Origin of the sequence: Vibrio sp. B1FLJ16 (assembly GCF_905175385.1) — a bacterium.
Classification (GTDB): Bacteria; Pseudomonadota; Gammaproteobacteria; order Enterobacterales; family Vibrionaceae; genus Vibrio.
In genome coordinates this window covers 1,396,591-1,409,595 of record NZ_HG992749.1, presented here as the reverse complement: position 1 = coordinate 1,409,595, position 13,005 = coordinate 1,396,591, and the positions used below count along the sequence as shown (strand labels likewise).

Annotated in this window: 11 protein-coding genes; 2 read left to right on the top strand and 9 right to left on the bottom strand. The window is 43.5% G+C overall.

Features of this window, described 5'->3' with window-relative positions; translation table 11 throughout:
• Positions 1-8 precede the first annotated feature (8 nt).
• The 7 genes from KHN79_RS06400 to KHN79_RS06370 form a co-directional block, all read right to left on the bottom strand.
• The gene (locus tag KHN79_RS06400; RefSeq protein ID WP_182007943.1) at positions 9-329 is read right to left on the bottom strand and encodes a hypothetical protein; all 321 of its coding nucleotides are present in this window, start codon (positions 327-329) and stop codon (positions 9-11) included.
• Between the two features lie 44 nt (positions 330-373).
• A complete protein-coding gene (locus KHN79_RS06395; protein WP_182007944.1) occupies positions 374-847 on the bottom strand; it encodes a helicase in 474 nt (157 codons plus the stop codon).
• Between the two features lie 30 nt (positions 848-877).
• Positions 878-1,303, bottom strand: a complete 426-nt coding sequence (locus KHN79_RS06390; RefSeq protein WP_182007945.1) for a GNAT family N-acetyltransferase — start codon at positions 1,301-1,303, stop codon at positions 878-880.
• A gap of 181 nt (positions 1,304-1,484) precedes the next feature.
• On the bottom strand, positions 1,485-1,901 hold the full coding sequence (locus tag KHN79_RS06385; RefSeq protein WP_182007946.1) for a VOC family protein: 417 nt from the start codon (positions 1,899-1,901) through the stop codon (positions 1,485-1,487).
• Positions 1,902-2,642: 741 nt separating this feature from the next.
• Positions 2,643-3,377, bottom strand: a complete 735-nt coding sequence (locus tag KHN79_RS06380) for an amino acid ABC transporter ATP-binding protein (protein ID WP_182007947.1) — start codon at positions 3,375-3,377, stop codon at positions 2,643-2,645.
• Between the two features lie 13 nt (positions 3,378-3,390).
• Positions 3,391-4,338: an amino acid ABC transporter permease gene (locus tag KHN79_RS06375; RefSeq protein ID WP_182007948.1), complete on the bottom strand. Its 948-nt coding sequence runs from the start codon at positions 4,336-4,338 to the stop codon at positions 3,391-3,393.
• A gap of 314 nt (positions 4,339-4,652) precedes the next feature.
• Entirely contained in the window at positions 4,653-5,441 is a 789-nt protein-coding gene (locus tag KHN79_RS06370; protein ID WP_182007949.1) for a transporter substrate-binding domain-containing protein, read from the bottom strand.
• A 209-nt stretch (positions 5,442-5,650) separates the two neighbouring features.
• Between KHN79_RS06370 and KHN79_RS06365 the strand changes: the two genes are divergently transcribed.
• Positions 5,651-6,592, top strand: a complete 942-nt coding sequence (locus KHN79_RS06365; RefSeq protein WP_182007950.1) for an SMP-30/gluconolactonase/LRE family protein — start codon at positions 5,651-5,653, stop codon at positions 6,590-6,592.
• Positions 6,593-6,662: 70 nt separating this feature from the next.
• A complete protein-coding gene (locus KHN79_RS06360) occupies positions 6,663-7,448 on the top strand; it encodes an IclR family transcriptional regulator (protein ID WP_182007951.1) in 786 nt (261 codons plus the stop codon).
• A 22-nt stretch (positions 7,449-7,470) separates the two neighbouring features.
• Here KHN79_RS06360 and KHN79_RS06355 read toward each other — a convergent pair whose 3' ends face one another.
• Both KHN79_RS06355 and KHN79_RS06350 read right to left on the bottom strand, forming a co-directional pair.
• Positions 7,471-8,256 (bottom strand): IclR family transcriptional regulator, encoded by a 786-nt coding sequence (locus KHN79_RS06355; RefSeq protein ID WP_182007952.1) that lies wholly within the window; start codon positions 8,254-8,256, stop codon positions 7,471-7,473.
• A 188-nt stretch (positions 8,257-8,444) separates the two neighbouring features.
• Positions 8,445-13,004: an NPCBM/NEW2 domain-containing protein gene (locus tag KHN79_RS06350; protein ID WP_244812621.1), complete on the bottom strand. Its 4,560-nt coding sequence runs from the start codon at positions 13,002-13,004 to the stop codon at positions 8,445-8,447.
• Position 13,005 lies beyond the last annotated feature (1 nt).

Here is a 13,005-nt window from a genome sequence, read left to right as displayed (position 1 = left end):
ATGCTCCGCTACATTTTAGCGTCGACGCTCAGTTCTCCGAATGCTTCTATCCACTGATGTGGCTCTGCAATAATAAACTCAAAGACTCTCTCATCAGACAGCGTAATTCGGATTGCTTCACTTGTTACAGGCATAATGCCAGCACCTTTTCCGATACACTTTTCTACCGAGGTGATTTCATCACGCTTTAATATGTAGGGGCCAAGTGCAAGTTTCTGACCGTATGGCTTAAAAATGACTTCTGACGGTGTTAAAGAAAGCTTTCCATCCGCTCTTGCCACCCCAAACTGTATAGTCGCGGCCGACGACTTGATAATATCTTCAGACATAACATCTCCTGAGTCGCAATGATTAATGTTTAACTAACGTGCTATTAAACACGCTTATCTACAAACGCAAAGATGGTTTCTGGCGACCATATCCAATCACTGGTTGAACGATATCCTCTTAGCCATAGTTCATCATTTTTAGAACTCAGATAAAACCCATTTGGATAGGATTCATCAGTGAAAGCCCGAGCTGAAGCGACAGTTAACGGTGCAGCATCTGTTTGTTCTGAATATACCAATCTAAGATAAGGTGCGAGTTCAAGTGGACACGGCTCCAACCCTACTCGTTGGGCAGCTTGCACTATGTCGGCGTATAACGCTCCATCTGGAAAACCGAGTTCTTCAGTACTGACTTGTACAACGTTGACTCGCTTACTTACGGCAGACACGGTAAAAGCCTCAGACATAAAAAGCATAGTCGCATACGCGTTGAGATTAATTTTTTGTTGGGAAAGTCTTAATAAGATCTGATTTTTGCTCAGTGAACCGACCTCAACACTCCATGTTTTAGTTGTCACTTATCTACCTTTTTTGAAAAGTGAAATACATTAAAAGACTGGACGAGACATGTAGTAAAACCTGTCGTCCTCTTTCTCTACAACGAAACCGTTTCTCACATACAGGTGGTATGCAGGGCTGATTTTAAATACCTTCAACCTAACTTGCGTTGCTCCGGAGTCGATAGCCAACCTTGACGTTTCTGCAAGCGCCGCTGCTCCAACTCCCTGATTTTGAAATGATGAGAGGACTTGTAAATCACGTAAATAACAGTGGTCACCATCATATTCCAGTCGTATCGCGCCAACTACTTTACCATCAAACAAAATATCCCAACTTTCCAGTTTGATAATTTGTTCCAATATATTTGGTTGCTTCCAATCAACAGAATAATGCTCATAATAAGCGCGCATATTGTCGAAAGTGATTGTCGCTGATTTAGAGAAATCAAAAGTCGGTTGAAGTGAAATATCCATAACTCTCCTAATTCAGGTAATCACTAAAGGTGCCCAGCGAACGACCACATTGCCAATGTCAAAAACTACATTCCTGATGTTATTCGATACCATATTTTAACCAGATCTCAGCTTATGAAGCAGAAGTACCGTACATATAAAGATGCCACGAGTGGCAGATACTTCTAATCGAGTACGAAATTTACCTTTTGGCCATTGGATGATCTGGTTTTAGCTGGAGGAGATCCCAGAGATTGCCATACAAATCTTCAAAAACGGCAACTGTGCCATACTCCTGCTCTTTCGGATCACGGACAAACTTGATGCCTATCGATTTCATGCGTTCGTAATCACGCCAGAAATCATCCGTATTCAGGAAAAGAAAGACTCGCCCACCAGCCTGGTTACCAATAAAATCAAGTTGTTCTGGTTTTGATGCTCTTGCCAACAGCAATGACACACCGTGTGAGTTAGGCGGGGCGACTACGACCCAGCGTTTATCTTCTTCCGGTTGGTATGTATCTTCAATAAGCTCAAACTGAAGCTTGTTTACGTAAAAATCAATTGCTTCATCGTAATCTTTCACTACTAACGCAATATGGACAATATTCTGCTTCATTTGGTTTCCTAATGTTAGAACAGCGGCTACCACGCTAAGCGGTAAACCAGTAAACACTCGTGCGTAAGCATAACATCTTAATTGCTGTGCTGGAGGTATCCGATGGCACTTTCAAACGCATTAACATATTAAACAACAATGACTTTTGAATATCGGCTGTACTGAGACAATACTTTTTCTGCGCGATATTTGGAGCTATCCAAAAATCATATGGAACATCAAATATCACTACTCTATTACCTAATATAAACCTAGGCTATTTTTCCAGATTGTTTAGACACATTGGTGGGCGCAGAGAAGAGAACAACTCTACTTAGTTCCCGTTCAGCAAAGCAATTATTTGGCGGGGAGTGTAGCTTGAGAGTTTATACGGTCTGCTAGTAGTAGTTACGGCAAGGGAAAGCATTTAAAGCGATTGATATTTATACCCAAGTAACCTCAAGATGCTTGGTTCAGCGAGGATGACTTGGCTTACAGACGAGGCAACGATTTGATGATCTAGTGGTTCCAAATCAAAAATCGTTAACGAAGTATGCAAGCCAAGGCAACTCGCCCTTTGGCAGCATGTCACTGACACAATTTCATCGTCAAACAACTTGGAAATAGCTCGCTATTCCGCTGCGTTGCTTTCCTTGAACTTGAATCAGTGACAGTGCTCTGTATCCTGCATCTTGAGGTCACTTGGGTATATAGATAAATGAGGATGATATGAACACCCTCATTTACACCTAGACGCCTATATTACAACACTTTCGATAAGAACTGTTTCAATCGTGCGTTCGTTGGGTTGTCAAAAAATCGCTCCGGGGTGTCTGACACCAATAGCTCACCATCTTCCATGAACAACACTCTATCAGCCACTTCTTTTGCGAAGCCCATTTCGTGAGTCACAACAACCATCGTCATACCATCTTTTGCTAAATCTTTCATTACATCTAGCACCTCTCCGACCATTTCTGGATCGAGCGCTGAGGTAGGCTCATCGAATAGCATAATGTTTGGCTTCATAGCAAGTGCACGCGCAATGGCTACACGCTGCTGCTGTCCGCCAGACAAATGATTTGGGTAGTTGTCCATTCTCTCGGCTAAACCCACTTTATTAAGTAGATCTTTCGCCTCTTTTTCCACTAGTTTAGCGTCTCGCTTGGCCACTTTTAGTGGTGCTAGCATGACATTTCCTAACGCTGTTTTATGAGGAAAAAGGTTAAAACCTTGAAACACCATACCAACATCTGCGCGAAGTTTATTGATATCAGTTGATTTGTCGTACATATCAATGCCATCAACAACAATGCTACCGCTGTTTATGGTCTCTAGCTGGTTAATCGTTCTAAGGAATGTCGACTTACCAGAGCCAGAGGGTCCGACAATCACAATCACTTCGCCTTTTGCAACCTCTACCGAGACGTCCTTCAAAGCATGGCAGCCATTAGGGTAAATTTTATTGACCTGTCTCGCTGTAATAATTTGTTCCATAACTTACTCCTAATTAGTCACTTGCTGCCAGTTGTCTTTCTAACATTTGTATTGCCCAAGACAAACCGCTAGTCAGAACTAAGTAAAGTGCCGCAACAGTAAACCACACTTCAAAAGGAGCAAAACTGCCACTCACAACCTCCCTGCCCGCTTTGGTTAGATCGGTAATTGAGATTACAGACACTAAGGATGAATCTTTAATCAGGTTAATAAACTGCCCAGCTAAAGGAGGCAACGTTTGTTTAAACGCCTGTGGTAAAATCACGTAGATCATTGCTTTGGGGTAGTTCATGCCCAACGATCGCGCGGCTTCCATCTGCCCTTTAGGAATGGATTGAATGCCAGATCGAACTATTTCAGCCACATACGCCGCCGTAAATACCGAAAGTGCAATAACACCTGCAGTAAAACGCTCCAAATCAAACACAGTGCCCAAAAAGAAATAGACAATAAAGATTTGAACTAAGAGTGGTGTTCCACGAATGACTTCAATATAAACAATAGCGAGCTTTTTAAGCGCGGGGTTGCTTGATATACGGATCAAACCTATCACCAACCCCAAAACTAAAGCAATTATCAGTGAGCAAATAGATATTTCTATCGTAGTAATAACGCCCTCTAGAATAGGACCAATACGCCATTCTTGATCGGTTGCTAACGTATCGCCTTCAAAAATGATGTCTCCTTCGTAAACATTCAGTGATTTATGGTTACCTAGCTTTAGGACAACCTCACCGCTGAGATTCTCGAGAGCTAATTGATTGTCCTCGCCGAGGATAATATTGCCGTCTACTGGTGCCGTAACCGATGAGGCCGCATTAGTAGCAATGTAAGGAAGTACACGATCCCAGTTCCAGTTGTAATCAATTCGCTTTCCTGAAAGATAAACAAGGCCACAAATTGATAGCAAAACAAGAACAAAAACTGCATTCCATATAAGGGATTTAAGATTATTTTGCATGTGATTCCGAGATTTAGTTTTGAACAAACTTGATTGGATACAAAAGAGAAAGGCAAAAAGTTACCAATCACAGCAAATAAGTGATCAGAAATAGCGTAGAAAAAATGCTTGAGAACAAGGCAATAATTTTCGAGAAGTTGTTATTCGATAATCAACTTACTTTGAAACGAAAAGTTAACGATGTTATCGAGTATTTAAAAGCCAGAATGACCAGTTATTTACTGCGATTTGCATTAGCCTCAGGAAATCAAATTCCGTAATTGGAAAAGATATAATCCTGAAGCTAATATTTTCACCTGAAAAATGAAACGCGTTTACTTAACCTGCGCTAGCCATTTATCGTCGTTAAACCACTTATCGTAGATGCGGTCATAAGTTCCGTCACCTTTGATTTGACGTAGGTAGCTGTTTAGGAAGTTGATTGTATCTGGGTTACCTTGAGGTACTGCCCAGCCAAGAGGTTCATAGGTAAACGGTTCAGCTAAGTGAACTAACTGCCCTTTGTTCTCATTGTTGTAGATTGAGTTGTACGGGAAATCGTAGATAAACGCATCCACTTTACCATTAGCAACTTCCAGAACCGCTTCTGACTGCGTTTCATACAAGTTTACTTTTGCTTTTGGTAAGTAGCGTTTAATAGCCTGCTCACCTGTTGTCCCTAGCTTCGTTGCTACAACAAAATCAGCGTTGTTTAAATCTCGGTAACTAGCCACTTTACCTTCATGCTTTGGTGCAAGAAGAATAGATTGGCCAATGATCACGTATGGGTCAGCGAAATTAACCTGAATATTACGCATCGGCGTAATGGTCATCCCGCCCATGATAACATGGCACTTACCTGTTAAAAGCGTTGGAATGATGCCATCCCACGCAGTGTTTACAGGAACGAAGTCGACGCCCATAGCGCGTGCCATTTGCTTACCTAGGTCAATATCAAAACCAATATATTGACCATTTTTTGCCGTCATTTCAAAAGGCATATAACCTGAATCAAAGCAGACCTTTAATTCACCGTTGCTTTTAATGTCGTCTAAAATTGGATCAGCGAATACTGACGTCGAAGCAGTTAACCCCAGTGCAGCAACACACAATAACTTTTTCATAGATATTCCTTTATCACCTGTTAAAGCCTTGTTATACACGAGTAAAATATAGAAAACTACCCTAAACAATGATTTAGTCAATAAAAGGCACAAACGTCTAGTTTGAGCACTTTTAGATCCCTAAGACCACCAATAACGCTATGAGATAATTTGCATAAATGCCAATATTAAACCATATTGATACAAATAATATCACTTTAGGCTGAATTATGTATTCCTTGGAAAGTATCGTATGCAAGATTGGTGAGTCTCCAATTTGGTTACCAGAGAGCAGAGAACTGGTTTGGATAGACGCCGCGGGTAAATCCATTTACAAATTGAACATGCGTTGGCGCACTACAGAAACCTTCAACGTGCCATTTGATATCACCGCTATCGCTCGATGTGATAACAACGGTTGGCTCTGCGCAAGCAAACAAGGGCTTTTCTACTGTTCTTCATTTTTTGATAAATACGTGCCCATCATCGACCCATGCTCCAAGGCTTCCAACCTTCATCTGAACGATGCAGTTACCGCTCCGAATGGAAAGCTGTGGTTTGGTTCAATGAATGGTGAAGATCTTGAGGCTCCGGACGGAAAGCTATTCCAGTTCGATAACGGTCTTGCCATTGAAATGGACGACAATTTTAGTGTGGCTAATGGAATAGCGTTCAATCCAGAGTTAAAGCGCGCATACTGCTCAAACATGTTTCAAAGAAAAGTTATTGAGTATCAACTCGATGATTCGATGACGATAATAATCGATAAATCGGTCTTTGTAGAGTTTACACCACAGCAAGGTTATCCTGACGGGCTAACGGTGGATAACTCAGGTAACCTACTTGTGTGTCATTGGGATTGCGGCATGGTTTCATTCTACGCTCCCAACAAAAAGAGTATCGGAAAACCGGCTAAACTCGGTCAAATAGAGTTGCCAGTAAAACATGCCACTCGCTGCACTTTTGGCGGTGAAAATTTTACGACTCTTTTTGTCGCTACTGCAGACTACGAGTTAACCTCTGAGGAAAAAGAACGGTTCCCTCAATCTGGAAATCTATTCATTTTAGACGCTCCTACACAAGGCCGAGCAGAATCACTGGTTGATAGCTCTAGTATTCCAATACTCAGTCACGCCAATGAATCACAGAGCTTATTGAAAGTCGCGAAATAGTTTGGGAATATAACGTCTTATGGTTTACAACTAACCAATTAGTTACGCGCTGTTATCAATGAGGTTCAAGGTGTCGGAAAAAATAAACTCAGTAGATCGTCTCATTGATGTAATCCAAAGAGTAGGCCAATCTAAAAGCCCAGTTTCGGCTTCCGACATTATTTTCGAATCAGGCATCCCTAAACCTACCTGCCATCGTCTACTCCAACAGCTAGAAGAGGCAGAATATGTCCAGACAGATGAGCGTGGCCATTTCTACCCTGGTGCTCAGCTGGTTTCTATCGCTTTAGATGTAAACTGGACCAATCAACATAAACTCCAGCGCCAGGCAATCCTGCATGGCTTATCAAGGAAGCTAAAAGAAACTTGTGGACTTGCGTTAGCTAACGATACGCCAAGTGATCACATGGTTTACTACGATCGAATCCAAACAAACTGGCCGCTACAAATTGTTATTCCTGTCGGTTTTCCTATTCCACTATGGGCGTCGGCGAGTGGAAAACTGTTTTTAAGTACCCTTTCTACAACACAATTGCGCCGCGTATTAAGCAAAATGGAACTGATCCAACACGCCAAAAATACCATTACCGATTTACAAACGCTTAAGAAAGAACTCAGCCTAATTAAAAAACGAGGCTACAGCATTGACGACGAGGAGTTCATTGATGGAATGGCAGCTATCGCACTCCCACTCTATGATCAGGAAGGAAACTTTTTAGCTGCTCTGTTTTGTCATTGTCCTAAAAGCCGCAAAAGCGTCTCAGACTTAGAAAACTATCTCCCTATCCTACGTTCAGCGCAGGTAAATCTAGAGATGGTTTACAGAGATATGTTGGCGCAGTTTCCAAAACATTAAATAATAAACATAGCGATTTGAATTAGCTTAAGCCTAATTCTTCAATGGTAAAGTTCAATATCTCTTCGGCTGCAGATTGCATGTCCGGAATATAGGTTTTTAACTTTTCAAGTGAAGTTCTAAAGCTTGGTGCGTGACAAAACAGATATCCAAAATCTACCCCGTTTGAGCGAATCGGGACTGATATTGCCACCATTCCGTCAATAAACTCTTCATTGTCTTCACCGAATCCTTGATCTTGTATCCTGCGTAACTCTTCCAGAAATAACCTTTCATGCGTAATAGTCTGCGGAGTGTATTCCGTAAGCCCCATATGCTGGATTACATTTTCTCTGATGTTCTCATCAAGTGTCGAAAGGTAGAGTTTTCCGGATGCGCTTGCAGCGATAGGTGCACTACTGCCTTCTGCCAGGTTGATTTGTAACGGCCAGTTACAGTTCACTCGTTCAAAGTAAATCATCTCAATCCCATTCGGAACCGAGATGCCACAAGTTTCTCCTATCTTATCGGAAAGCGCGCGCAAAACTGAAGTACGCATATCAGAGAAACGTTGGTTCTTGAGGATATCGTGTGCCAGTGACTTAAGTTTTGGACCTGCTATGACGTGGAGAACTATGTTTTCTTGCAAATAACCAAGCGAGACCAGTTGAGTGATTAACTTGTTAGCGGAAGCAATCGGCATTGAAAGTTGTTCTGCGATTGACTCTCGATTCATTTGCCCGCGGCTTTTGGCGACAATCAGCAATACTTGCAGTACACGATCAAGAGTCGAACCTTTACTTGAACTTGGCGATTGAGTGGTGGACATAGAACGTCTTGCTTCCTGAAAAGTTTAATACGGCTAAACGTAGCCTATTGCTTTTAACCGGTAAGCGCAACTGCACGAGTTGAAATACACATAAAGACAAGGGCTTACTTTGTAGTAAGCCCTTTAAGTAGGGGGAGTCTATAGTGTCCCTCTTACTTCTAACTCCGAACGAAACAACGAACTTTGACTTAGTTACTTCCCGGATCTTCAGTCATAAACAAGTTTCCTGTTCCATTGTCTGATGGATGAACCCAGTTCGTGCCACCATTTGGATCATAAGCAAACGCAAATCCGGTATGTGCACCACTACCACCGTTACCGTTACTTAATCTGAGTTCGAACTGATGCCATCCTGGTGACAAGTTGAGATTAGCTGTAGACACACGGTCACTCCATAAATCACTACTTAATACAAGCTGACCATCAATCCAAAGGCGAGTCTTATCGTCATTGTTCTCACTGAACGAAATCTGCCCATCAGCGTCATAGATATAGCCTGTATAAACTTCCGTAGTATTGCCCGCTATCGAATCTTCCGTTTCGTTCAAGCTCGTCGTGATCAATGTTTTAGGGTTTGGATCCGTCACGTTAATATCTCCTGAAAGGGTTCCGTAGAACAGCCCAGGAACCGCAGAAGAACCTCCCTGGCTTGGCGTGCGAAGTTTTGCATCACCCCAAGAACCATGGTCATTACCAACGCCATCACCGCCATCAGTGACGACTAGTTTGAGCTCTTGTACAGTGTCACTAATATTGACCGAGACATACTCCGCCACATCATTTCCTACTAACGTACCGCTCTGATAAGCCATCACACCATCTAGCCAGACCTCAAACACCACAGAGCCTGCGCTACCGCTCTCATCATCGACACCGATGAACGCGGTAAATTGGTCATAGTTTCCACCAGTTAAGTCATAAATCACTTCGGAATAAGCATGAACACCGAGCCCCTTGCTAAACTCACTCCCGCCAATAGAGATAGTAACTCCATCTCCGGCAGCGCTTTCACCAACACTGGTATCTTTCTCAATAGGCCCCCAACCATTGGTAGAATAGGTTTCGCTCAAGTCACTAAGGTAAGTGTAGCTCGTTGCTTGTGGTGGATCGGCTACCACAATTGCAGGTCCTTCATACTCAATTTGCTCAAGATAGGCCACCAATGCAGCTCTTTCGCTACTACTAGACACCGTATGCTGCGAGCCAGTTTGCAACACGTCATCTAACGTAGCCGCTTGGCCATTATGCAAGTACGGCGCACTTGCCCAAAGACCAATTAGACTTGGTGTATCGAACCCTATACCAGATAAAGACGTTCCGCTACCAAGGCCAGAAGATGCATCCATCGTTCCGACATCATGTCGCTGCATGTCAGTGTAATAAACTCCCGAATGACATGAATCACATCCTTTGGCAGCAAACAGAGCCTGACCCGTTTGAGCTTCCGCAGTTAGAGACCCCGTGTTGTCTCGATTTGGACTTTGTGGAAACTTGTTCAGACTACTTACATAGAATGAAAGGTTATCCAGGTCTTCACTTTTTCCAGATTTAGCCGTGCCTAACGGATTCTCAGTTAGATTGAACAGAGCATCAACCATAAAGCCTCGACCACCAAATGCATAACGAATATCGTTTTCGAAATCCTGAATTTCATCGAAGTTTGCCGTCCAGTGAACTCGGCCGTTTCCGGTTCCTGTTTTGCCCAATAATGAAATCGTATTTCTTAACCCTTCACCTCGGTCACTAAAGTCCCAGACTCGGTGGTCGCTGTCTCCGTCCGCATGACAGCTAGCACACGATATATAACCGTCTTGAGTCATTCTGGCGTCAGCTGCGTTGTAGAATATCTGCTTTCCTTTCAACACCCTCGGGTGAAGTACTTCATTCGCGACAACTCCAATTTGCGCCACCGTAGAAATATTGCCCCTGCTTTGTAAGAACTCATCGACATCATGAACAGAAATCGTTCGGGACATAAAATTGTGTACAAAGAGCGTATTGCCCGACAACACTAATCCGCGAGGTGCTAAACCAGTATCAAAAATTTCTCCTGCTCGATTTGAAGTGTAGGTACTTCGAATCTCGATGCTGTTTTGTCCTTCTAAGGCAATGAATGCTAAGTCGCCAATATCACTAAACACGACCGCTTTAGGTTGTGCACGGTTGTCAATGTCTAAAGCGTTTGACTGAACTGCTTGAGCAGTCAAATCTAACCGATTAACTACCGCCCGGATTGTGGTTTCGAAGGTTAGCTTTAGTGCGTCATCACCCTCTAAGTAAGAACCGCGATCCACGTTGGCCTTGTTTGATGGGACCCAAGCGCTGTATCCATCGGGGGAAATGACAACTGAACTTAAGTAGTTCGCCACTCCGCGACTGCGGTCTGGCCCATCAATAGTTATCGTATCCTTTGCAATTTGATAGTTGGTGTCGATGGACATACTACCGGCATCAACTGCGACGACTTCAGCATAGGATTGAGGAGAAATAAATCGGGTCACCAGTACTTGCGATGAAGAACTGTCTATCGCTAGGCCACGAGCGCTATACCCGACATCGGTTGTCGCCACAATATTTCGCGAGCCAGGATCAATTTTCACCAGCTGACCACTCGCCTGCAATGAAACGAACACGTCATTTCCATCAGGAGAAAACGCGATTCCATAGGGTTGCGAAGCTCTTGGAAGATAAATTGTCTCGACCAATTGTCCTACGCTGGAGAGAATAGAAATGGTAGAGTCAGCCTGATTCACAACCCACACATTTCCATCAGGAGCTGCGGCCAAGGTTCTGGGCTGATCACCTACTGCGGTTTCCCAAAGTTTGTTGTATGGCGCGCTATTACTGATGGCACTGACTGAATCGTTGTCTTCATTAACTACTATGACTTGACCGCCGGATTCAATAATTGTTGAAGATGCTGTCGGAGCAACGGCCGTAGGTTGTCTATATACCGTTATTGGCATCGACTTACTGCTTTCAAACACACCATCAATTGTTGTTTCACGTACTGTGACGACCGCGGACCAATTGTTGGGGGCGCTGTAGATGTGACTTGCACTGCTATTGGATGAAAAAGCCGTTGAAGCAGTGCCATCACCGAAGTTCCAAGAGTACTCCATAGTACCGCCTAACATTGGAGAGCTAGTGGCACTAACGTTAATACTGCTGCCCAATGTCACTTTATCACTTGCGGTGACACTGATGTCATGCCCAGCTTGAGAACCAGTGGCAAATCGATACTCCGTTCGAGCCATTGGGTTGCCTGAGAAGTCTTCTATTCCCTCTAATACCACTTGATAAATACTGTCTGCTTCAAGATCTTGAGCAGGTGTGAAATGGATAAATCCTAGGTTCACACTGTACTCCCCTTGAAGTGGCGTACTGCTTCCCAATTTAGTAACCGTAAACGTAGTGCTGTTCACAGACTCCATCAACACACTGTCAGAAAGTGCAATACCAACACGTGTTGTCAGCGGCTGTAACGTAGATTCTATCGCAGGGTCAGTTGCAGAAATGTAAGGTGGTACCATATCCGGACTACTTTGGTGCGCAATAAGACCACTGCCTGACCCGTGGTCATTACCCACCCAGACCAAGTTGCCGAATGGGAAAACCTGACCATGATCGGTATTGGTACTGGTCGCGTTAAGAGAGCTTCTGCCTATCTCTTGAATATTGTTAATATCGCTTATATCTAGCACTGCAATATCGTCTTGATTTCCAAGAAAGAGTTTATTGTCTTGCACGTTACAATATAGGTTCTCAAAGCCAGTTAATGACTCATTAACCAGCATCATTGGCGTGGTCGTTGTATCGTATATCCGCAGCGAATCAGTAGTACTTCGCGCGCCAAAATAGGCATATTTACCGTCCCAACATGACGCGTAGTATTTCTCCGGTAGGCTATTCACTGTTTTCACGAGAGTCGGGTTGGTAGGGTCATCAATATTGAGGAGCGAAAAACCTGCCGTACCTTCCATACTGGAGATAAACATTCGATTTCCGAGCGCAAATATCGGTCCTACGTTAAATCCGCCAAGTGCTGAGTTCGGAACTGTTTTAACCAAAGTAGGGTTACTCATATCACTGGTGTCGACAATGGATAAACCTGCATTGCCTCTTGCAACATACAAGTACGGAGCTTGCCAAAAGAGTTGCCAGGAGACATTGTTATAGTCACCGAAATTAACACCGGAAATAGCGAGCTTAGACAAACGAACTGGATTGTTAACATCGGACCAATCCCAGATTTCAATGCCCTTACCTGTTTGGATTGCAATGGTATTATTCTCGCCAAGACCAAACGAATGAGGTTCTCTAAACTCAGACGTTCTCAAGCCATCACCTGTCCGATTGGTATTTGACAGATCTGGCTCATAAACTGTTTTAACAAGTTGCATCGCTGTAGGGTTAGATACATCGACAGCAATCCATCCGCCGGGGCCTCCCCCACTATCAGGCGCAAAAACACCAACCATATAACCATTTAGCATGGTCATTACATTTACGCCGTAATGTTTCGTGCTAGGGTAATCAGGAGGTAAGAAATTGGTTGAATCATCAATGAGGGGGCTGGATACATGAGTAAACGCTTCGCTCGAACTATAACTCAGGTTACCCAGACCAGGGCCTTGCGCAGCATACGCAGTAGTACTCAGCGAGACTCCATACATTCCCGCTAGAATACTATTAACAACAGGGCGACGCCAAGTCTCTAAGGACTGTGTTAGGCTGGTGGCTATCATC